The organism is Micromonospora sp. BRA006-A (genome assembly GCF_033433935.1).
Lineage (GTDB): Bacteria > Actinomycetota > Actinomycetes > Mycobacteriales > Micromonosporaceae > Micromonospora > Micromonospora aurantiaca.
Genome location: NZ_JANCLW010000001.1, coordinates 2,693,188 through 2,717,440, shown reverse-complemented (window position 1 = coordinate 2,717,440; position 24,253 = coordinate 2,693,188). Strand labels below are relative to the sequence as shown.

The 24,253-nt window shown below is 75.9% G+C and carries 5 protein-coding genes; 1 reads left to right on the top strand and 4 read right to left on the bottom strand.

Features of this window, described 5'->3' with window-relative positions; all coding sequences use genetic code 11:
• Positions 1-11: 11 nt before the first annotated feature.
• On the bottom strand, positions 12-5,576 hold the full coding sequence (locus NMK34_RS12850; protein ID WP_412098873.1) for a type I polyketide synthase: 5,565 nt from the start codon (positions 5,574-5,576) through the stop codon (positions 12-14).
• 285 nt (positions 5,577-5,861) lie between these two features.
• Here NMK34_RS12850 and NMK34_RS12845 point away from each other — a divergent pair, with 285 nt between their 5' ends.
• Complete coding sequence (locus NMK34_RS12845) at positions 5,862-6,623, top strand: thioesterase II family protein (protein WP_318333556.1); 762 nt, start codon at positions 5,862-5,864, stop codon at positions 6,621-6,623.
• A gap of 70 nt (positions 6,624-6,693) precedes the next feature.
• Here NMK34_RS12845 and NMK34_RS12840 read toward each other — a convergent pair whose 3' ends face one another.
• The 3 genes from NMK34_RS12840 to NMK34_RS12830 form a co-directional block, all read right to left on the bottom strand.
• The gene (locus NMK34_RS12840; RefSeq protein ID WP_116506946.1) at positions 6,694-7,581 is read right to left on the bottom strand and encodes a class I SAM-dependent methyltransferase; all 888 of its coding nucleotides are present in this window, start codon (positions 7,579-7,581) and stop codon (positions 6,694-6,696) included.
• Positions 7,582-7,610: 29 nt separating this feature from the next.
• On the bottom strand, positions 7,611-9,173 hold the full coding sequence (locus NMK34_RS12835; protein ID WP_318333555.1) for a bifunctional 3-(3-hydroxy-phenyl)propionate/3-hydroxycinnamic acid hydroxylase: 1,563 nt from the start codon (positions 9,171-9,173) through the stop codon (positions 7,611-7,613).
• A 78-nt stretch (positions 9,174-9,251) separates the two neighbouring features.
• Positions 9,252-24,158, bottom strand: a complete 14,907-nt coding sequence (locus NMK34_RS12830) for an SDR family NAD(P)-dependent oxidoreductase (RefSeq protein ID WP_318333554.1) — start codon at positions 24,156-24,158, stop codon at positions 9,252-9,254.
• Between the last annotated feature and the right edge of the window lie 95 nt (positions 24,159-24,253).

The window sequence follows — 24,253 nt, the reverse complement described above, 5'->3', positions numbered from 1 at the left end:
CGGACTCGTGGTCAGGATCGGCCGAACTTCTGGTCGATGAAGTCGAACAGCTCGTCGTCCGAGGCGTCGTCGAGGGCCTGGCCGACGTCGTCGGGCCGGTCGGTGGTGTCGCTCCACCGGGTGACCAGCGCCCGGAGGCGGACCGCCACGGCGGTACGCGTCTCGTCGTCGGCGGCCAGCCGCTCCAGCTCCTCCGGCGCGGTCGCGGCGAACGCGGCCTCCAGCCGGTCCAGTTCGGCGAGCAGGCCCGGTTCGGGCTTCGGCGGGGCGGCGTCGACCAGCAGGAAGTCGGCGAGGGCGGCGGGCGTGGGGCAGTCGAAGATGAGGCTCGCCGGCAGCCGGATGCCGGTGAGGGCGGTCAGCCGGTTGCGCAGCTCCACGGCTGTCAGCGAGTCGAAGCCGAGGCCGGTGAACGTCTGCCCGGACGGCACGACGGTGGCCGGCGGGTAGCCGAGCACCTCGATGACCTGCGCCTTGACCAGGTCCTCCACCAGCCGGCCGCGTTCGGCCTCGGGCGTGCCGGCGAGGCGCTGCGCGAAGGACGGGCCGCCGTCGCCGCCGCCCTCGACGACGCGCCGCCGGGCCCGGACCAGGCCGCGCAGCGGCGCCGGGAGCTGGCCGGCGTCGGCCTGGCGGCGCAGCGCGGCGAGGTCGAGCAGCGCCGGCACCAGGTGGGGGCGTCCACCGTGCAGGCCGTTGTCGAAGAGGCGCAGCGCCTGGCCGGTGCCGAGTGGGCTGAGGCCGTTGCGGCTCATCCGCTGCCGCCCGGCGGCGTCGAGTGCGCCCGTCATCCCGCTGTCCGCGGCCCAGAGGCCCCAGGACAGGGACGTGGCGGCGAGGCCGCAGGCGTGCCGGTGCCCGGCGAGGCCGTCGAGGAACGCGTTCGCGGCGGCGTAGTTGCCCTGCCCGGGGCCGCCGAGGACACCGGCGACCGACGAGAAGAGGACGAACATCGCCAGCGGCCGCGATCGGGTCAGCTCGTGCAGGTGCCAGGCGGCGTCGGCCTTGGCGGAGAGAACGGCTGACAGCCGGCCGGGGGTCAGCGCCGAGATCACCGTGTCGTCGAGGACGCCGGCGGCGTGCACCACGCCGGTGAGCGGGTGCTCGGCGGGAACGTCGGCCAGCACCGCGGCCAGGCGGTCCCGGTCCGCCACGTCGGCGGCGACCAGGCGGGCCTGCGCACCCAGCGCGGTCAGCTCGGCGAGCAGCTCCGCCGCGCCGGGGGCGTCGGTTCCGCGGCGGCTGACCAGCAGCAGGTGGCGCACCTTGTGCGTACTGACCAGGTGCCGGACCAGCAGACCGCCGAGGGCACCGGTGGCCCCGGTGACCAGGACCGTCCCGTCGGGATCGAGGGCGGCGGCCGGCACCGGGTCGAGGACGGCCGGCGCGAGCCGGGGCGTCAGCACCTGCTCGTCCCGGACCGCCAGTTGGGGTTCGCCGGTGGCGACCGCACGGGCCACCAGGTCCACAGTGCAGGACTCCGGCTGCCGCGCCTCGTCGAGGTCCACGAGCACGAAGCGGTCGGGGTGCTCCGCCTGGGCCGAGCGCAGCAGGCCCCAGACCGCCGCGCCGGGCAGGTCGCCCGTACGACAGGTGTCGCCGGCGGCGACGGCCCCGCGGGTCAGCACGACCAGCCGCCGCTCCGCCAGCCGGTCGTCGGCGAGCCAGCCCTGGACGGCGGCCAGCACCGCCGTGAGCCGGCTCCGCGTCGCGGCGGGAACCGGGGCGTCCTCGTCGTCGGTGTACGCGGCGAGCAGCACCAGTTCCGGGTCGATCCGGCCGGAGTCGACCGCCTCCGCCAGCTCGGCGAGCTTGTACCTGGCGATCTCGGACAGGTCGGACGGCGCGTCGCCGAGGAGCACCACCCGGACGGTCGCCGGGGTACCCGGCCGCACGCTCTGCCAGTTGAGGGCGTACAGCGGGTCGGCTGCGGAGTCACCGCCGCGCACCTGTCCGGCGGTGACGGGGCGGGAGACCAGGGAGTCGATCCGGGCGACGGGGGCGCCGGCCGGGTCGGTCAGGGTCAGGGCCACGCCGCCGCCGCTGCGCCGGGCGCGTACCCGCAGCGCGGTCGCGCCGACCGCCGAGAGGGTGACGCCGGTCCAGGCGAAGGGCAGGCGTACGCCGGAGGCATCCTCCGCGTCGGAGTCGAGCAGGCCGACGACGTGCAGCGCAGCGTCCAGCAGGGCGGGATGCAGGCCGAAGCCGGCGACCTCGATGCCGTCGGGCACCGCCACCTCGGCGCACACCTCGTCGCCGGTGCGCCAGACGGCGCGCAGGCCACGGAAGAGGGGGCCGTATTCGACGCCCAGACGGGACAGCTCGGTGTAGATCCCGTCGACCGCGACGGCGGTGGCGGCGCTGGGCGGCCACGGCGCCGGATCGGACCGGTCGGGCTGCGGTACGGCGGGGGCGAGGACGCCCGCCGCGTGGCGGTCCCACTCGCCGTCCGGGTCGGCGGCGGCGCGGGAGTGGATGGTGACCGTCCGGCGACCGTCCTCGTCCGCCGCGCCCAGTTTCACCTGCACCGCCCGGGTGCCGTCCTCGGCGAGCGCCAGCGGGGCCTGGAGGGTCAGCTCGTCGAGGGTGTCGCAGCCGACCTGCGCGCCCGCGTGCAGGACCATCTCGACCAGGGCGGCGCCGGGCACCACCACCGAGTCCCAGACGACGTGTTCGGCGAGCCACGGGTGTGTCAGTACGGAGAGTTCGGTGCCGAAGACCCGTACGTCGTCGTCGGCGACGCGTACGGCGGCGCCGAGCAGCGCGTGGTTGACGGGGCGGACACCGAGCCCGGGCGCCGTCTCGACCCCCGCGCTGGCGTTGAGCCAGTAGCGCTGCTGGTCGAAGGCGTACGTGGGCAGGGCGATGGCGCGGGGGCGTGCCTCGGCTGCCCGCTCGGGGCCGGACCCGTCGAGGGCGGCGAGGTATCCGGTCCAGTCGACGTGGTCGCCGGTGACGTACCGCTCGGCGAGGGCGGTGCGCAGCGTGTCGGCCTCGGAGTGCCCGGCGCGCATCGTGGCGGTGAACCGGACTTCGCCGGTCGCCTCGACGCAGTCCTGCGCCATGGCGGTGAGTACGGCGTCGGGGCCGACCTCCAGGAACTGGGTGACGTCCTGCTGGTGGAGGGTGCGCACCGCGTCGGCGAACCGTACCGGCTGCCGCACGTGCCGCACCCAGTAGCCGGGCTCGGTGATCTCTGCGGCGTCCGCCACCGCGCCGGTCACGTTCGACACGATCGGGATCCGCGGCGCCCGCCAGTCCAGCCCCGCCACCACCGACCGGAACTCCTCCAGCATCGGCTCCATCAACCGCGAATGAAACGCGTGACTGACCGCCAGCTCCTTGACCCGCCAACCCCGCTCACGACAGGCCGCCACCACCACCGCAACCCCGCCGAAGGCACCCGACACCACCACCGACGCCGGACCATTCACCGCCGCCACATCCACACCCGCACCCGACGCACCGAKCAGCYCGGCGACAGCCTCCTCCGACGCACCCACCGCCGCCATCACCCCACCAGCCGGCAACGCCTGCATCAACCGACCCCGCGCCGCCACCAACGTGCACACATCCGCCAACGACAACATCCCCGACACGTACGCCGCCGTCACCTCACCGATCGAATGACCCGCCAGGAAATCAGCCCGCACACCCCACGACGACAACAACTCCCACAACGCCACCTCCACCGCGAACAACCCCGCCTGCGCGAACACCGTCTGATCCACCAGGGCGGCCTCACCCGAACCCGCCTCGGCGAACACGACCTCCCGCAACGCCCGCGGCAACAGGCCATCGAACCCCGCGCACACCCCGTCGAAGGCCTTCGCGAACACCGGGAACGTCTCGTACAGCTCCCGGCCCATACCCACACGCTGCGAACCCTGACCCGTGAACAACACCGCCCGACGACCCGCCGACACCACACCCGCAGACCGGCCCTCAGCCACCGCCGCAAGGCCCGCCGCCAGCTCGTCCACGTCCGAGCCCCACACCACCGCCCGATACTCCAACGCCGCCCGCGACCTCACCAACGACCACGACACATCAGCCACCGACAGGTCAGACCGACCCCGCACGAACGACGCCAACCTCGACGCCTGACCCACCAGAGCACTCTCCGAACGCCCCGACACCACCCACGGCACCGGCACACCCACCGGCACCGCGACGGGCTCGAGATCGGCTTCGGCCTCCGGCTGCTCCAGGACCACGTGCGCATTGGTCCCCGAGATGCCGAACGACGACACACCCGCCCGCCGAGGGCGCTCCACGGCCGGCCACTCACGGGACTCGGTCACCAACTCCACCGCACCCGACGACCAGTCCACATGCGACGACGGCACATCCACGTGCAACGACGCCGGCACCACCCCGTGCCGCATCGCCAAAATCATCTTGATGATCCCGGCCACCCCCGCAGCGGCCTGCGTATGACCGATGTTCGACTTCACCGAGCCGAGCAACAGCGGCACATCCCGACCCTGCCCGTACGTCGCCAGCAAAGCCTGAGCCTCGATCGGATCACCCAACGTCGTGCCCGTGCCGTGCGCCTCCACCACATCCACATCACCCACGCCCAGCCGGGCGTCGGCGAGCGCCTGCCGGATCACCCGCTGCTGCGACGGACCATTCGGCGCCGTCAAACCATTCGACGCACCGTCCTGATTCACCGCCGAACCCCGCACCACCGCCAGAACGCGACGCCCGTCACGCCGCGCATCCGACAAGCGCTGCACCAGCAGCACACCGACCCCCTCGGCGAGCGCCGTGCCGTCCGCCGCGTCGGCGAACGCCCGGCACCGGGCCACCGGGGACAGGTTGCCCTGCCGGGTGAAGTCGACGAACACAGCGGGAGTGGGCATCACCGTCACGCCGCCGGCCAGCGCGAGATCGCACTCCCCCGACCGCAGCGCCTGCACCGCCAGGTGCAACGCCACAAGCGACGACGAACACGCCGTGTCCACAGTCACCGCCGGACCCTCGAACCCGAACGAGTACGCCACCCGACCCGAGGCGATGCTGCCCGCGTTGCCGAGACCGAGGTAGTCCTCCACGCCCGCCGGCGGGGTCTCCGGCGGGTGGGCGTACCCGCTGTGGGTCATGCCGGCGAAGACCCCGACCCGGGCGCCCTTCAGGCTTGTGGGGTCGATCCCCGCCGTCTCGACGGCCTCCCACGAGGTCTGCAGCAGCAGCCGCTGCTGCGGGTCCATGGCGAGGGCCTCCCGCGGCGAGACCCCGAACAGCCGAGGGTCGAACTCGGCGGCGTCGGCCACGAATCCGCCCTCACGGACCGAGGAGGTGCCCGGCCGGGACCGCTCCGGGTCGTAGAGCGCGTCGAGATCCCAGCCGCGGTCGGTGGGGAAGGAGGCGATCGCGTCACCGCCGGACGCGACGAGATCCCACAGTTCCTCGGCGGTGCGCACCCCGCCGGGGAACCGGCAGCCGATGCCGACGATCGCGATGGGCTGCTGCGCGTCGGCCTCGACGTCCCGGAGCCGTTGCCGGGTCCGCCGCAGGTCGGCGGTGACTCTCTTCAGGTACTCCCGGAGCTTCTCTTCGGTGTCCATCAACCCAGCCCATCGCGATTCACGGCGGAGACTCGACGTAAGCGACGGTACGAATGCGCAGAAGTCTCAGGCGACACCTGTATCTGTCGTTCGGCTCGCTCGGCCGAGAGCCACGCAGATCCCCATCTGCCGGGAGAAGTTATTGGTTGCGCGCGAGCGCGGACAACCCCTAACCAGGCAACCGACCAGCTAGGGGTGTCCGGTCCCGACCCGTCGCACTAGCGTCGCCTCGACCGGGTCCGCGCCGATCCGGTCGGCAACCGCAGCCGCCGGAAGGACCACCAGAGGATGACGACGCCAGATACCGACAACGGCTTGTGGGTGCGACGCTTCCACCCCGCTCCGGGCGGCGCGAGGCGGTTGGTGTGCCTGCCCCACGCCGGCGGGTCGGCAAGCTTCTACTTCCCGGTGTCCCGCGCTCTCTCCCCCGCCGTGGAGGTGCTGTCGATCCAGTACCCGGGGCGGCAGGACCGGCGCCACGAGAAGTGCATCGGCGACATCCACGACCTCGCGCGCGAGGTGTTCACCGTGCTGCGGCCCTGGCGGGACGAGCCGCTGGCCATCTTCGGGCACAGCATGGGGGCCAGCCTCGGCTTCGAACTCGCCCGGCTCATCGAGCAGGACGGCGGCAGCGTCGCGCACCTGTTCGCCTCCGGGCGCCGGGCGCCGTCGAAGTCACGGCACGAGACGGTGCACCTGCTCGACGACGAGGGGCTGCTGGCCGACGTCCGGAAGCTGAGCGGCACCAACTCCGCCGTCCTCGGGGATCCGGAGATGCTGCGCGCCGCGTTGCCGGCGATCCGCAACGACTACCGGGCCGCCGAGCGGTACACCTACCGGCCGGGGACGCCGCTGAGCTGCCCGATCACCGTCCTCACCGGTGACGACGACCCGAAGACGACTGTCGAGGAGGCCCGGGCGTGGTCGGACCACACCACCGCAGCGTTCGACCTGAAGGTCTACCCGGGCGGGCACTTCTTCCTCGCCGAGCACCAGCCGGCGATCCTGCGGGCCATCTCGACGGCACTGAGCGCGGCGCCGGCGGTCTGATCCCACCGGGCGAGGGGCCCGTCCGCCGGTCGTCACGACCGGTCGGCGGGCCCCTCGTCCGTACGCGGTGTCACCGCTTGTGGCCGACCGCGATCACGTAGTCGAGCTGCGCCAGCTCACGCTTCATGAGGTCCTGGTTCTTCCAGTGGGCCGCCATGCTCTTGCGGACGGCCGGCTTGACGACGGCCCGGAACGCGGGGTCGTTGGTCCGCTCGGCCATGTACGCCCGCCAGCCCTCCCAGGTCTGCTCCTTGATCGAGCGGACCTCCGGGTTGGCGAAGCCGGCCTCGACCAACTGCTGCCGGTACGTGTCCCGGTCGTGCCAGTTCTCCTTCGGGATGCTGAACTTGACGAAACTCAGCGGGCCGGACTGGATGGCGGCGCGGACGACGTCGCCGCTGACCGGGATGATGTCGGCCGTGGCGAGCACGCCGCCCGGGCGCAGCACCCGCAGCGCCTCGGCGAAGAACGCGCTGCGCGGGTAGAAGTGGAAGGCGGACTCCAGGGCGACGACCCGGTCGAAGGTGTTGTCCCCGAAGGGCAGTTCGGTGGCGCTGCCGAGCCGGAAGTCGGTCCGGTCGGCGAGCCCCTCCTCCTGCGCCCGGCGCTGCGCCGCCTCGACGTGGTGCGGGGTGATGTTCAGGCCGTACACCTTGGCGACCTGGCGCTCCCGCAGCCACTTGAAGTCCTGGTCCCCGTAGCCGAAGCCGACGTCGAGCACGGTGTCGTCCGGCTTGAGCCCGGCGGCGTCGGCCAGCTTGTCGGCCAGCGCGTCGGCGGCCGTGTCGATGTCGGTGACCCCGTCGGACCAGTAGCCCACGTTCATGTAGTGGGTACGGCGGGCCGCGAACTCCACGTCGGGTGACTGGATCTCGTAGAAGCGCCGGACCCGGGTGATGGGGTCGGCGGTGAAGACCGTGCGGATCGCCCGGCCGGCGATCTTCAGGTTCTCGAACATGTCGGTTCCTTCCGGTGGGTGGATGCCGATCAGCCGCGCCGGATCTGCCGGCGCAGATCCTCGACGAGCGCGGGCACGACGGCCGGGTCGGCGGCGGTGCCGAAGACGTAGAAGTCGGGCCGGACGAGCACCGCCACCGCGTCGTACCGCTTGAGGTGGGGCAGGTACACGTCGTCGAGGTCGAAGGCGGTCGGCGCGGCGCCGGATCCGGGTACTGGCGCTCCGGCGGGAACGATCCGGACGACCCGCGTGCCGAGCGCGTCCAGGAAGGCCCGGGCGTCGGCGTCGAGCAGGTCGTCGGGGTCCTCGGCGCAGAGCAGGACGAAGCCGGTGCCGACGACCTCGTCGAAGAGCCCGGCGCGGCCGTCGACCTCGACGCGGCCCTGCGGCATCGGGGCGCCGGCGGCCTCGCAGCCGCTGTGCAGGATCCCGCCGGACAGAGGCTCCAGCAGGGACCGGGTGCGCGGGCGGGCGGTACGCCGGCGCAGCTCGGCGAGCATCGCGGCGTCGCGGCCGGCCGCGGCGGCGCGGTCGGTCTCGCAGATCACCGTGCCCGAGTCCATGGACATCCGGATGGCGTGCTGCACGTGCGCGCAGCGCTCCTCCTGGTAGGTGTCCAGCAGGGCCTCGTCGGCGAGGCCGCGGTGCACCAGGTCGAGCTTCCAGGCGAGGTTGAGGGCGTCGCGGAAGCCCGAACTCATCCCCTGCCCCATGAACGGCGGCATCACGTGCGCCGCGTCGCCGGCGAGCAGGATCCGCCCGGAACGCCAGCGCCCGGCCGAGCACGCCTGGGTGGTGTAGACGCCGTACCGCTCCAGGGTGGCGTTGTCGGGGGTGATGTCGAAGAGGCCGAGCAGCCGCCACACACTCTCGGCGCTCTCGAACTCCTCGCGGCTCTCCCCCGGCACCCGCATGAACTCCCACCGCCGGTGCCCCGGGCCGGCCGAAACGGCCGTGCGGGGCCGCGCCGGGTCGCAGACCTGCAGGTTGTTCGGCTTGAACTCGCGGGCCTCGTGCGGGACCACGTCGCAGACCAGCCAGTCGTACGTGAAGCCGAGGTCGGTGACGCCGCTGCCCAGGTGCTCCCGCACGAAGCTGTTGGCCCCGTCGCAGCCGATGACCCAGCGGGCCGCGCGGACCTCCTCGCCGTCCGGGCCGGCGATGGTCACCTCGACCCGGTCGTCGTGCTCGACCAGGTCCGTCACCTGGTACGGGCGCAGCACCGTGACACCCGGCAGCTCCGCGCCCCGCTCGGCGAGCAGCGCCTCCAGTCCCGGCTGGTAGAACGAGACCGAGTCCGGCCAGCCCATCGGACCGTCGCCGGTGACCTTGACGTGCAGCAGGGTCCGGCCGAAGCCGTTCTTGAAGGTGTACTCGCCGGACGACTCCACCACCGGCCCGAGGCGGTCGGCGACGCCGGCGGCGGCCAGGACACGGCTCGCCTCCCCGTCGTACGACACCGCGCGGGGGAAGTTGTACGGGGTGGCCCACCGCTCGACCGCAGTGACGGTGAGCCCTCGCTGCGCCAGCAGGATCGTGAGCATCTCACCGACGGGGCCGTAGCCCACGATCAGGACGTCGGTCGTCAGCATCGGTATCGGTTCCTCAGGGGGTCGGTCGGACACGGGTCGGCTTGCGGCGTGCGGGACGGCCGGACGGCCGGACGGCCATCAGATACCGAGTTCGGAGTCGATGAGGTCGAAAAGGTCGTCGTCGCTGGCCAGTTCGAGATCGAGGTCGGGATCGCCGCCCGTGCCGGCGCGCATCGTCCGCCACTTGGCGATCAGCACCTCCAGGCGCGACCCGATCTGGTCGTGCAGCTCCGGTTCCACAGTGGCCTCGGTCAGCGAGCGCTCCAGGTTCTCCAGGTCCGCGAGGACCGGCGGGGCCGCCGGTCCGGTGTCCGGCGCCAGCTCGGACACCAGGTACGTGGCCAGCTCGTTCGGATCCGGGTAGTCGAAGATCAGCGTGGCCGGCAGGCGCAGGCCGGTGGCCGTGGTCAGCCGGTTGCGCAGCTCGACGGCGGTCAGCGAGTCGAAGCCGATCTGGCTGAACGCCCGGCCCGGGGCCACCGCCACCCGGCTGCCGTGCCCGAGCACGCTCGCCGCCTGCTCGCGTACCAGGTCGACCACGAGGGTGTGGCGCTCGGGCCCGTCCAGCGCCGCCAGTTGGTCGGCGAGCGTACGCCCGCCGCCGGCCGGGGTGGCCGCCCGCGCGGTCGGCCGCTCCCGGCGCAGCAGCCCGCGCAGCAGCGCCGGGGGCCGCTCGGCCCGCTCGCCGAGCGCGGCGACGTCGATCCTCGTCGGCACCAGCACCGGCTCGGCCAGCCGCAGGCCCGCGTCGAACAGGGCCATCCCCAGCTCGGACGGGATGGCGAGCTGCCCGTCACGGGCGGTGATCCGGGGATCGGTCCGGTCCAGCTTGGCGGTCATCTCGCTGGCCTGCTCCCACAGCCCCCAGGCGAACGACCGGCCCGGCAGCCCCTCCGCACGGCGGGCCAGGGCGAGCGCGTCGAGGAACGCGTTGGCCGCCGCGTAGTTGGCCTGACCGGGGACGCCGAAGACTCCGGCGCCGGAGGAGAAGAGCACGAAGCCGGCGAGGTCGAGGTGGCGGGTGAGCTCGTGCAGGTGCCACGCGGCGTCGAGCTTCGGCGCGAAGACCGTGTCGACGCGCTGCGGGGTGAGTGCGGTGATCACCCCGTCGTCGAGCACCCCGGCGAGGTGCACGACGGCGGTCAGCGGGTGCCGCTCCGGTACCGCCGCCAGCACCCCGGCGAGGTCGTCGCGGTCGGACACGTCGGCCGCCACCACCGTGGCCTCGGCACCCAGGGCCCGCAGTTCGTCGAGCGCCTCGGTCGCGCCGGGGGCCCGCTCGCCGCGGCGGCTGACCAGCAGCAGCCGCCGTACGCCGTGCGTCTCGACCAGCCGCCGGGCGACCAGCCGGCCCAGCGTTCCGGTGCCGCCGGTCAGCAGCACCGTGCCGTCGGGGTTCCACGCCCGGGGCATGGTGAGCACCACCTTGCCGACGTGCCGGGCCTGGCTGACGTGCCGGAACGCCTCCGGCGCCTGGCGGACGTCCCACACCTGGGTGGGCAGCGGGGTGAGCGTCCCCCGTTCGAAGAGCCCCAGCAGCACGACAAGCATGCGCTGCACCTCGTCGGGCTCCTGCAGGGTCAGGTCGAAGGCGGTGTAGGCCACCCCCGGATGGTCGGCGGCGACGCGGGCGGCGTCGCGGATGTCGGTCTTGCCCATCTCGACGAACCGCCCGCCGCGCGGCAGCAGCCGCAGCGAGGCGTCGACGAACTCGCGGGCCAGCGAGTCCAGCACGACGTCAACGCCCCGGCCGCCGGTGGCGTCGGTGAAGCGGGACTCGAAGTCGAGGGTCCGGGACGAGGCCAGGTGCTCCTCGTCGAGACCGAGCGCGCGCAGGGCGTCCCACTTGGCGGGGCTGGCGGTGGCGTACACCTCGGCCCCGAGGTGGCGGGCGAGCTGCACGGCGGCCATGCCGACGCCGCCGGCCGCCGCGTGCACCAGCACCGACTCGCCCCGGGTGAGCCCGGCCAGGTTGACCAGCCCGTGGTACGCGGTCAGGAAGACCACCGGCACGGACGCGGCCTCGATGTACGACCAGCCGGCCGGCATCGGGGCCAGCAGGCGGCGGTCGGTGACCGCGACGGGTCCGAAGCAGCCCACGAAGACCCCGAAGACGCGGTCGCCGGGGCGCAGGTCGGTCACCTCGGTGCCGACCTCGACGACCTCGCCGGCGCCCTCGCCGCCGAGCGGGCCCGCGTCGCCCGGGTAGAGGCCGAGCGCGTTGAGCACGTCGCGGAAGTTGAGGCCGGCGGCGCGGACGCGGACCCGGACCTCGCGGGGGCCGAGCGCGGCGTCGGCGGCGTCGGTGGCGACCAGGGTGAGGTTCTCCAGGCTGCCGCGCACCGGCGCGTCCAGCCGCCACGCGGCGGCGGGCGGTGCGGGCAGCTCGCCGGCCGAGCCGGCCCGCGCCAGCCGCGGTACGTACGCCGCGCCGACCCGGATCGCGGCCTGCGGCTCGTCCGCCGCCAGGAGGGCGGCCACCTCGTCGGGGCCGATCCCGTCGTCGTCGACGTCGACGACGACGATCTGGCCCGGGTTCTCCGACTGGGCGGAGCGCACCAGGCCCCACGCCGCCGCGGCGGCCGGGTCGGTCACCTCGCCGGCGTGGTGCACGGCCACCGCGCCCCGGGTCACCAGCAGCAGCCGCGACGTCGCCCAGCGGGGCTCGGTGAGCCAGCGCCGGACCAGGTCGAGGGCCTGCACGGCGGCGTGGCGCGCCGCGCGGGGGGTGGGCTGCGCGGGGTGCGCGCCGAGCGGCACGAGCACCGCCCCGGGCAGGGCCAGTCCGGCGTCCACCGCGTCGGCGAGCCCGTCCAGCCCGTGGTGCAGCGGGAACCCGTCCAGGCCGGGGGCGACGGCCACGGCGTCGACCGGGGTGGCCGTCTCGACGGGCGGCAGCGGCGTCCAGTCGACGCGGAACAGGGCGTCGCGGGTGGCCCGGTCGTCGGTGACGGCCAGCTCGGTGGTGGAGATCGGGCGCATCGTCAGGGCGGCCACCTCGGCCACCGGGGCGCCGGTCGGATCGGCGACGGTCAGCGCGATGGCGTGCGGCCCGACCCGGGTCAGCCGTACCCGCAGGGCGGTGGCCCCGGTGGCGTGCAGGCTGACGCCGTTCCAGGCGAACGGCAGCAGGAGCCGGCCGGCCCCGGCCGCGGCGAGGCCGCCGAAGTGCGCGGCGTGCAGGGCGGCGTCGAACAGGGCGGGGTGCAGGCCGTATCGGTCGGCGTCGACCCGCTGGGCCGCCGGCAGCTCGACCTCGGCGTAGACCTCGTCGCCGCTGGTCCACACGGCGCGCAGGCCCTGGAACGCCGGCCCGTACGCGTACCCGTCGGCTTCCAGGCCGGCGTAGAAGCCGGTCAGGTCGACGGGCCGGGTGTCGGGCGGCGGCCAGGCGGTGAGCTGCGGCGACACCGCGGGCTGGTCGGCGCGGAGGGTGGCGCTGGCGTGCCGGGTCCACGGCTGTCCCGCCGGCGCGTCGGCGGGCCGGGAGTGCACGGTCACCGGGCGACGTCCGTCGCCGGCGCCCGCGCCGACCGCCACCTGCACCTGCGTCGCGCCGTCGGCGGGCAGGGTCAGCGGGGCCTCGATGACCAGCTCGTCGAGGAACGGGTGGCCGACCTCGTCGCCGGCGCGCAGGCAGAACTCCACCAGGCCGGTGCCCGGCACCAGTACGCTGCCGGTGACCCGGTGATCGGCCAGCCACGGCTGCGCGTCGGCCGACAGCCGCCCGGTGAACAGGTGGCCGGCCGTCTCGGCCAGCACGACCGACGCGCCGAGCAGCGGATGACCGGCGGCGTCCAGACCGGCGGCGCCGACGTCGCCGGGGCCGGAGAACGGCCGGGGCCAGTAGCGGCGGTGGGCGAACGCGTACGTGGGCAGGTCGACGCGCCGGCCGCCGGCCAGTGCGGGCCGCCAGTCCACCGCGACCCCGGACACGTGGAGCTGGGCCAGGGAGAGCAGGAACCGCTCCCGGCCGCCCTGGTCGCGTTGCACCGAGCCGACCACCACGGCATCGCCGTCGTGGTCGGCGAGGGTCTCCTCCACGCCGACGGTGAGCACCGGGTGGGGGCTGCACTCGACGTACGCGTCGTGGCCCTCGGCGGCCAGCGCGCGGATCGCCCGTTCCAGCTCGACGGGCCGGCGCAGGTTGCGGTACCAGTAGTCGGGCCCCATCTCCTCGCCGTCGAGCCAGCGCAGGTCGGTGGTGGAGAACAGCGGCACGGCGGCCGGGCCGGGGGCGATGCCGACCAGCACCTCGGCCAGCTCGTCGCGGATGCGTTCCACCTGGGCGGAGTGGGAGGCGTAGTCGACGGCGATGCGCCGCACCCGGGCCTGCTCGCCGGCCAGCTCGGCGAGCAGCTCCTCGACCGCCTCCGGCTCGCCGGAGACCACGACGGCGGCCGGCCCGTTCACGGCGGCGACCGAGATCCGCTCACCGAAGCGGGCGATCCGGTCGCGGACCGTGTCGGCCGGCAGCGCGACGGAGGCCATCGCCCCGTGCCCGGCCAGAGCCCGCAGCGCGCGGCTGCGCAGTGCCACCACCCGGGCCGCGTCGGGCAGGGAGAGCACCCCGGCGACGCAGGCGGCGGCGATCTCGCCCTGGGAGTGGCCGACCACGGCGGCCGGCTGCACGCCGTACGAGCGCCACAGCTCGGCCAGCGACACCATCATCGCGAACAGGGCGGGCTGCACGACGTCGACCTCGTCGAGGCCGGGCGCGCCCGGCGCCTGGCGCAGCACGTCCAGCAGCGACCAGTCCAGGTACGGCCGCAGCGCCGCGTCGCAGGCCGCCATGCGTTCGGCGAACACGGGGGCCTGGTCGAGCAGGTCCAACCCCATGCCGAGCCACTGGGAGCCCTGCCCGGGGAAGACGAAGACGCACCGGCCGGTGGGCCGCGCCTCGCCGCGCGTGACCGCCGGGTCGGGCCGGCCCTCGACGAGCGCGTCGAGGGCGTCGGCGACCCGCTGCGCGGACGCGGCCACCAGCACCGCTCGGGAGTCGAAGGTGCCCCGGCTGGTGGCCAGCGACCACGCCACGTCGAGGGGCCGCTGGTCGGGCCGGGCGGCGAGGTGCTCCCGCAGCCGCCGCGCCTGGCCGGCGAGCGCCTGCGGGGTACGCGCCGACAGCAGCCACGGCAGCGCGCGCTCCTGCGGCGGCTCGGATTCGGCGGCCTGCGGCGGCGCCTCGGCGACCGACTCGACGATCACGTGGGCGTTGGTGCCGCTGATGCCGAACGACGAGACTCCGGCGCGCACCGGCCGGTCCGCCGCCGGCCACGGGCGGGCCTCGGTGAGCAGCTGCACCGCTCCCGAGTCCCAGTCGATCCGCGAGCTGCGGCGCTCGGCGTGCAGGGTGCGGGGCAGCCGCCCGTGCCGCATGGCGAGGACCATCTTGAGCACGCCGGCGACGCCGGCCGCGGCCTGGGTGTGCCCGAGGTTGGACTTGACCGAGCCGAGCAGCACCGGCGCGGCGCCGGCCGGGCGCTGCCCGTACGTGGCGAGGATCGCCTCCGCCTCGATGGGGTCGCCCAGCGACGTGCCGGTGCCGTGCGCCTCCACCACGTCCACGTCGGCGGCACTCAGCCCGGCGGCGCCCAGCGCGGCCTTGATGACCCGTTCCTGCGACGGCCCGTTCGGGGCGGTCAGCCCGTTCGACGCGCCGTCGGAGTTGACCGCCGAGCCGCGCACGACGGCCAGCACGGGGTGGCCCCGGCGGCGGGCCTCGGAGAGCCGCTCCACCACCAGCATCCCGACGCCCTCGGACATGCCGAAGCCGTCGGCGTCCTCGGCGAACGCCTTGCACCGCCCGTCGGCGGCGAGACCGCGCTGGCGGCTGAAGCCGGTCAGCCCGGCCGGGGTGGACATCACCGACACCCCACCGGCCAGCGCCAGGTCGCAGTCGCCCTGACGCAGCGCCTGGACGGCCAGGTGCAGCGCCACCAGCGACGCCGAGCAGGCGGTGTCGACGGTGACAGCCGGTCCCTCCAGCCCGAGCGCGTACGCGACCCGGCCGGAGAGGACGCTGCCGGCGGTGCCGGTCAGCAGGTGCCCCTCGTCGGCGGTGACCTCGCCGTCGTCGGAGACGACACCGGGGGCGACCCGGTCGGCGTAGTCCTGCCCGTGGGTGCCGGCGAAGACGCCGGTGCGGCTGCCCCGCAGGGTGGCCGGGTCGATGCCACCGCGTTCCAGCGCCTCCCAGGAGGTCTCCAGCAGCAGCCGGTGCTGCGGATCCATGGCGAGGGCCTCACGGGGGCTGATGCCGAAGAACTCGGCGTCGAAGTCGGCGATGCCGGTGAGGAACCCGCCGGAGCGCACGTAGGTCCGGCCGGGCGTGCCGGGCACCGGGTCGTGGAGGTCGGCCAGCGGCCAGCCCCGGTCGTCGGGCAGGTCGCCGATGACGTCGTCGCCCGCGTCGAGCAGCCGCCACAGCTCCTCCGGGGAGCCGATCCCGCCGGGGAAGCGGCAGGCCATCGCGACGATGGCGACCGGCTCGTCCAGGGCGACGGTGCTCGCGTCGGCGACCTCGGTGGCGGCGGTGCCGAGCAGCCGGGCGTGCAGGTGCGCGGCGAGCAACTCGGGGGTGGGGTGGTTGAACACGGCGTGCGGGGCGAGCCGGACCCCGGTGACGGCGGTGAGCCGGTTGCTCAGCTCGACGGCCATCAGCGAGTCGAAGCCGAGGTCCTTGAACGGGCGGCGCGGCTCGACCTGCTCGGGGCCGGTGTGCCCGACCACTGTGGCGCACCGGGCCCGTACGAGGTCCAGCAGCAGTTCGGCGCGCTCGGGCTCGGCGAGTTCGGCCAGCCGGTCGGCGAAGCCCTTCGCGGAGGCGGGCGCGGAGGCGGCGTTGACCGCCCGGCGGGGCGGCGGGGGCAGCAGCGCCCGCAGCAGGGTGGGCACCTCGCCGGAGGTCCGTACGGCGGCCAGGTCGAGCCCGATCGGCACGAGCGCCGGCCGGTCCACGTGCAGGGCGGCGTCGAACAGCGCCAGCCCGGCGGCCGTGTCGAGGGGGCGGGTGCCGCCGCGGGCGAGCCGGGCCAGGTCGGCGGGGCTGAGCCGGCCGGCCATCCCGTCCTCGGCGGCCCACAGCCCCCAGGCCAGGGCGCTCGCCGGCCGGCCCTGGGCGCGGCGGTGCGCGGCGAGCGCGTCGAGGAACGCGTTGCCGGCCGCGTAGTTGCCCTGGCCGGGGCTGCCGAAGGTGGCGGCGGCCGAGGAGAAGAGCACGAACGCGGCCAGGTCGAGGCCGGCGGTGAGCTCGTGCAGGTGCCAGGCGCCGTGCACCTTGGCGCGCAGGGTCCGGGCCCAGCGGGTCGGGTCGAGGTCGGTGAGCAGGGCGTCGTCGGTGGCCCCGGCGGCGTGCACGACGGCGACGAGCCGGTCGGCCAGCGGGGCGATGACCTCGGCGAGCGCCGCCCGGTCGGCGACGTCGGCCGCGACCACCCGCACTGTGACGCCGGCGTCGGTCAGCGCGGTCGTCCAGTCGCCGGCCCGGCCGCTGCGGCTGACCAGCACCAGTTCGGTGACGCCGTGCGCGGTGGCGAGGTGGGTGGCGACGTGCCGGCCGATCCCGCCGGTGCCGCCGGTGAGGAGCACGGTGCCGCCGGCCAGGGCCGCGAGCGGCGCGCCGGCCGGGGGCCGCTCGACGGGGCGGAGGCGGGGCAGCAGTGCGCGGCCGCCGCGGACGGCCACCTCGGGTTCGTCGTCGGCGGCGGCCAGCGCCGAACGGATGGCGGCGTCGTCGGTGGTGTCGAGGCTGAGCAGGAGGAAACGGTCGGGCTGCTCGGCCTGGGCGACGCGGAGCAGCCCGGCCACGGGGGCGTGCACCGGGTCGCCGTCGCGCACGGCGAGGGCCAGGCGGGTGGTCTCCGCGCGGGGGTCGGCCAGCCAGGTCTGGAGCACGTCGAGCACGGCGAGGCCGACGGCGTGCGCCCGGTCGGGCACCGGCCGGCCCGGCTCGCCGTCGCCGACCCGCAGCACCAGCAGCGGCGGCAGCGGCCCGTCCGGCGGCGTGCCGTCGGCGAGCGTCCAGGAGGGCGCCGGGGTCGCCGGGAACGCGGCGGGCAGCCAGTCGACGGCGTACAGCCCGGCGGGGGTGGCCGCCGGCGCCGGCGGGTCGGCGGACGGCAGGTCCACCGGCCGCAGCACCACCCGGTCGGCGTCGAGCACGGGCCCGCCCGCGTCGTCGACGGCGCTCAGCGTCACCGCGTCCGCCCCGGCGGGGGCCAGGCAGACGCGCAGCGCGTGCGCCCCGACGGCGTGGCGGCGCACGCCCGCCCACTCGGTGGGCAGCAGCCGGGTGGTGGGCCCGGCGTCGGCGACCGACGCGAAGCCGGCGAGCGGGAGCAGGCGCAGGGCCGCGTCCAGCACCAGCGGGTGCACGCCGTACCGCTCGGCGTCCGGGTCGCGGGCGTCGTCGGGCAGGCGTACGTCGACGTAGAGCCGGTCGGCGGCGACCCACGCGGCACGGGCCAGCTCCCCGGCCAGCGCGCGGTGCGGCGGGGCGCTCAGGTCCAACGGCCGGGCCCCGGCAGGTGGCCAGACGGGGGCGAGGGCGCCCCGGCCGCTCTCCGGGTCGACGGGTGCGAGCACGGCCTCGGCGACCTCCCGCCAGGGCAGCTCTTCGCCGGCCCGGACGTGACAGTGCGCCACCCGGCGTCCGTGCCCGTCCGGCGCGCCCACGTCGATCTGCACCTCGAGGGTTGCCTCGGCGGGCAGCGGAACCGGCTCGGGCACGCGCAGCCGCCGCACGCTCGGGGCGGCGAGCTGGTCGCCGAGGTGGGTGAGCATGTCCAGCAGGGCGGTGGCGGGCAGCAGCGGCGCCGTGCCGTCGCCGGGCGCGGCCAGCCACGGCGAGGTGGCCGTGGCGATCCGCCCGGTCCAGACCACCTGCCCGGTGCCGGCGACCGCCAGCCGGCCGCCGAGCAGCGGATGCCCTGCGTCGGCCAGTCCGGCGCCGACGGGACCGCCGGCGCCGGTGGGAGCGGGCAGCCAGTAGTGCCGGCGCTGGAAGGCGTACGTGGGCAGGTCGACGCGGCGGTGCGGGCCGGGGCCGGCGAGGGCGGCACGGTCCACCGCGACGCCCCGCACGTGCAGCCGCGCCACGGCGGCGAGCAGCGCCTCGGCCTCGCCCGCGGTGCCCCGTACGGCGGGGACGAAGGCCAGCTCGTCGGCCTCGGCGACGAGGCAGTCCCGGGCCATCGCGGTGAGCACACCAGCCGGGCCGATCTCCAGGAAGGTGGTGACGCCCTGCCCGTGCAGGGCCCGTACGCCGTCGTGGAAGCGGACGGTGCCCCGCACGTGCGCCACCCAGTGCTCGGGCGAGCAGAGCCGGGCCGGGTCGACGGGGTGGCCGGTCAGGTTGGACACCACCGGCAGGTGCGGGGTGCGGTACGTGAGGCCGGCCGCGACCGCGCGGAACTCGTCGAGCATCGGGTCCATGCGCGGCGAGTGGAACGCGTGCGACACCCGCAGCCGGCTGGTACGGCGCCCGGCCGCGCGCAGGGTGTCCGCGACGGCCAGCACCGCGTCGGTGTCGCCGGACAGGACGACGCTGGTGGGTCCGTTGACGGCGGCGAGGCCCACCCGGTCGGTCAGGTGCGCGGCGACCTCGGCCTCGTCGGCCTCGACGGCGACCATCGCGCCCCCGGCGGGCAGCTGCTGCATCAGCCGGGCGCGGGCGGCGACCAGCGCCGCCGCGTCGGCGAGGGAGAACACCCCGGCCACGTGCGCGGCGGCAAGCTCGCCGACGGAGTGGCCGAGCACCGCGTCGGGGCGGACCCCCCAGTGCTCCAGGAGGCGGTAGAGCGCCACCTCGAAGGCGAACAGGCCCGGCTGGGTGTACAGGGTCTCGTCGAGCAGTTCGGCCGCTGCGGTGCCCTCGGCCGCGAGGACGACGTCCGCGACGGGGAGCGGGGCGTGGCCGGCGAGGCAGCGGTCGAGTTCGGCGCAGGCCGCGTCGAAGGCGGCCGCGAAGACGGGGTACGCCGCGTGCAGCTCGTGGCCCATGCCGGCGCGCTGGCCGCCCTGCCCACCGAAGAGCAGGCCGAGTCGGCCGTCGACGACCCGGCCGGTCAGCACGCCCGGCAGGTCCGGGTCCGGTCCGCCGCGGGCCAGCGCGCCGAGCCCCGTCCGGGCGGACTCCGCGTCGCCCACCAGCACCACGGCCCGGTGTTCGAGAGCGGCGCGGGTGGTGGCGAGGGCGTGCCCGGCGTCGGCCGGGTCGGCGTGCGCCCCCGGCCCGTCGAGCCAGGCCAGCAGGTGGGCCGCCTGGTCACGCAGCGCCTCGCCGGAGGCAGCCGCGAGCAGCCACGGTACGGGCGGCCGAGCGGTGCCGGTCGACGGCCGCGCTGCCGCGGTGGCGGGCGGCGACTGGCGGGCGGCGTCCCCGGCGGCGGTCGGCGGATCGGCGGGGGCCTCGACGATGACGTGGGCGTTGGTGCCGCTGATGCCGAACGACGAGACGCCGGCCCGGCGGGGCCGGTGTACGTCGGGCCACGGGCGGGCCTCGGTGAGCACCTCGACCGCGCCGGCGGACCAGTCCACCTCGGACGTCGGGGCGTCCACGTGCAGGGTGCGCGGCAGTGTCCCGTGCCGCATCGCGAGCACCATCTTGATCACCCCGGCGGCCCCGGCGGCGGCCTGGGTGTGGCCGAGGTTGGACTTCAGCGAGCCCAGCCGCAGCGGTTCGGCGTCACCGCGGCCCACCCCGTACGTGGCGAGCAGCGCCTGCGCCTCGATCGGGTCACCGAGGGACGTGCCGGTGCCGTGCGCCTCGACGGCGTCCACGTCGGCGGTGGAGAGCCCGGCCGCGGCCAGCGCCCGGCGGATGACCCGCTCCTGGGCGGGCCCGTTGGGGGCGGTCAGCCCGTTGGACGCGCCGTCGGAGTTGACGGCGGAGCCGCGCAGCACGGCGAGGACGGGGTGCCCGTGCCGGCGGGCGTCGGAGAGCCGTTCCAGCAGCAGCACGGCGACGCCCTCGGACCAGCCGGTTCCGTCGGCGCCGTCGGCGAACGCCTTGCACCGGCCGTCCGGGGCGAGCCCGCGCTGCCGGCTGAACTCCACGAACGCCTGCGGGGTGCCCATCACCGCCACGCCGCCGGCCACGGCGAGCGAGCAGTCCCCGGCGCGCAGCGCCTGGGCGGCCAGGTGCAGCGCCACCAGCGACGACGAGCACGCGGTGTCGACGGTGACAGCCGGCCCCTCCAGCCCCAGCGCGTACGCGACCCGGCCGGAGACGACGCTGCCGGCGGTGCCGACGCCGAGGTAGCCCTCGGTGCCGGGCGGCGCCTGGCGCAGGTTCGCGGCGTAGTCGTGGTGCATGACGCCGGTGAAGACGCCCGTGGCGCTGCCGCGCAGCGAGGTGGGGTCGATGCCGGCCCGCTCGAACAGTTCCCAGGACGTCTCCAGCAGCAGCCGCTGCTGCGGGTCCATGGCGAGCGCCTCGCGCGGGCTGATCGCGAACAGGGTGGCGTCGAAGTCCGCGGCGCCGGTGAGGAAGCCGCCCACCCGGGCGTACGAGGTGCCGGGGCGGTCGGGGTCGTCGGAGAACAGGTTCGCCAGGTCCCAGCCCCGGTCCGTGGGGAACTCCGTGAGCCCTTCCCGGCCCTGGTCGACCAGATCCCACAGTTCCTCGGGGGAGGCGACGCCGCCGGGGAGCCGGCAGGCCATGGCGACGACGGCCACCGGATCGTCCCCGGTGGACGGCACCACCGCCGGGTCCGTCGTGGGAGCGGCCTGCGCGGCGGCACCACGCAGCCGGGCGGCGAGGTGCCGGGCGAGGGCCTGGGGGCTGGGCCGGTCGAACGCGGCCGTGGCGGAGAGCCGTACCCCGGTGGCTCGGGCCAGCCGGTCGCGCAACGCAACCGCCGCGACCGAGGTGAAGCCGAGTTCCTTGAAGGCGCGGCCGGGGCGGACCGCGGCCGGGCCGGGCAGCCCGGCCACCTGCGCGGTGGCGGCGCGGACCAGGTCGAGCACGAGCCGGTCCCCCTCGGCGGTGGTGAGCCCGGCCAGCCGGCGGCGCAGCTCGGCGGCGTCCCGGTCGTCCGTGGCGTCGCCGGCCACGGGCCCGCGCCAGGCGGGGTGCGCGGCGTCGGCGTGGCCCGCCGGGCGGGCGAGCACGACCAGGTCGGCGCCGTCGTGAGCCACGTCGAACGCGGCGAGGTCGGCACGGACGGCTGCCGACGCGGTGCCCGCTGCGGGTCCGGTCGCCGCCGGCCCGCGCTCGGCGGGCGCGGTCGTGCCGACGAGCCGGGCCGGGTGACCGGCGGCCCGGCGGCGGGTGGCCAGGGCGTGCAGGGCACCGACGGCCGAGGCGGCCCGTTCCCGGCCCGCGGCGCCCAGCAGGAGGGCGGACGGCGCGAGGACGGTGAACGCGGCCCCCGGGTGCCGGCTCGCGGCGTCCAGCGTCGCGGCGAGGCCGAGCAGCCGGGCTGCGGCCTCGGCGTCGGCCAGGTCGTCGTCGCACGGGCAGAGGAAGACGGCGGCGAACGCCTCGTCGCCGGCCCGCTCGGCGGGCAGCGGAACGGCTTCCGCACCGGCGGCGGCGAGTTCGGCGGCCAGGTCCGCCAGGGCCGGGGCGGGCGTCGCGCCGGCGTGCAGCAGCCGCAGCCGGCGGACGCGGTGCGCGGCGACGAGGTGCCGGGCCAGCGCGGCGCCGGTCGGTCCGTCGGCGCCGGTGACCAGGACGGGGCGCTCCGGGTCGGCCACGGTCGCCGGCCGTCCCGGCACGGTCGCCGGGGCGGGCACGAGGGCCGCGTGCCGGGCCGCCCCGGCCCGCAGGGCGACCTGCGCGGCGCCGGCGTCCACGACGGCGGACAGCAGGGCGAGCGAGCGGTCCGCGGCGTCGTGGTCGACCAGCACGATCCGGTCCGGGTACGCGGCCTGCAGGCTGCGCCCGACCGCCCAGACGGCGCCGGCCGCCGGATCGGGCCCGGCCCACCCGGCGGCGTCGCCCCCGGTGGCGGCTCCTCCGGCGACGTCTCCCGCAGTGGCCTCGCCTGCGGCGGCGTCTTGCGCGGGGGCGTCGCCCGCGCTGCCGGCACCGCTCGTGCCGGGGCCGTTGGCCGCGTCGCCGGCCGGGCCGGTCAGCAGCATCAGCCGGGTGCCGGCGAAGCGGTCGTCGTCGAGCCAGCCACGCAACCGGTCGGCGAGGTCCGCCGCGTCGGCGTCGGCCGGCCCGGCCAGCAGCACCGTCACGTCGGGCGCGTCGGGAGTCTCGCGCAGGGTGGCCAGATCCCGGTGGGCCCGGAACCGCTCCCCCGGCGACGCCGCGCGCAGCGGCTCCACCAGCGGCTCGCTCCCGGCGCCGACGAGCGCCCAGCGGCGGGCCGGGGCGGCGGCGTCCTGCGCGGCCGCCGGGACGGGCGCCGCCACCGGCGGTACGGCGGCCAGGTCCAGCGGTCGCCAGGCGAGCAGGCTGAGCGCCTCGTGGTGGCTGCCGTTGACCGCCCGCAGCCGGGCCGGCCCGTCGAGCAGGAGCCGCCGGGTGACCTTGCCGGACGCGGTGCGGGGCACCTGCCCGATCTCGTACAGCGCCTCGGGGACCTTGTGGTAGCTGAGCCTCTCCCGGCAGGCCGCGTACCCGGCACGGGGGTCGAAGCCCTCCGGCCCGGGCACCACGAACGCCACCGGCACCTCGCCGAGCACCTCGTGCGGCCGGCCGGTCACCGCCACGTCGGCGACGCCGGGCACCGCGCGCAGCGCCTCCTCCACCTCGCCCGGGTGGATCTTCTCCCCGCCCCGGATGATCAGCTCCTGGTGGCGGCCGGTGACGAAGATGTTGCCGTCGGTGTCGCGGCGGGCCAGGTCACCGGTGCGGTACCAGCCGTCGCGCAGGGCCGCGGCGGTGACCTCCGGCAGGCCGTGGTAGCCGAGCATGACGCTCGGACCGCTGACCCAGACCTCCCCCTCGGCGCCGGTCGGCACGTCCAGACCCGTCTGCGGGCTGACCAGGCGCACCTCGACGCCGGGCACCGCGCGTCCACAGGAGCCCTCGACCCGGGGCTGCTCCGGCCTGGTGACGGCGATCGAGCCGCAGGTCTCCGTGCTGCCGTACGCGTCGAGCAGCGGCGCGTCGAAGACCTCGTCGAACGCCCGCCGCAGCGCGCCGGTGGTGATCGCCCCGCCGACCAGGCAGACCCGCAGGGCCGGGGCGCGGAAGCCGGTCTCCCGGGCGGCGGTGACCAGGTGGTGGTACATGGCCGGCACACCGGCGAGCACTGTGGCCTCGTCCTCGTCGACCGCGCGCAGCACGTCGTCGGCGGAGAAGCCGTCGATGAGCCGGGCCGTGGCCCCGACCGCCGTCACGCTGAGCACGCACCCGATGTGGGAGAGGCTGTGGAACAGCGGCAGTGGCCAGACCACCCGGTCGGCGGCGGTGAGCCCGGGGATCGGCACGTAGCAGGCGGCGACCGACCAGAGGCAGGTGCGCTGGGTGGAAAGGACACCCTTGGGCCGGCCGGTGGTGCCGGAGGTGTAGAGCATCCAGGCCACCTCGTCGAGGCCCAGGTCGTCGCGGGCGCCCACGGCCGGCTCGGTGTCGACCAGGTCGCGCCAGGCGACGACCTCGTCCGGAACCGGGCTGTCCCCGGTGACCACGATCCGCAGGGCCGGCCGGGAGGTACGCAGCCGCAGCATCTGGTCGAGGTGGCGCGGGTCGGTGACCACCAGCACCGCACCGGAGTCGTCCAGCAGATGGGCCAGTTCCGCGTCGGTGCTGTGCGGGTTCACCGGCACGCCGACCGCGGCGGCCCGCGTGACGGCCAGCCAGGTCTCCACCGTCTCCACGCGGTTGCCGAGGCAGAAGGCCACCCGGTCGCCCCGGGCGACCCCGGCCGCCGCCAGGTGACCGGCCAGCCGACGGGTCCGCGCCGCCAGGTCGGCGTATCCGACCGCCCGGCGGTCGTCGCGGAATGCGACCTTGTTCCCCGATCTGGCGGCGTGCGCCTCGATCAGATCGGACAACGGCTGGATCAGGTCGCTCCGAAGCATGTCACCACATCCATCCGTCGGCGAGACTCCTCATCCGCGGCGTAGACCTCGCTCGCCGTAGCGGCCCAAGTCTTCCGAGCACCCTGCCGACGTCC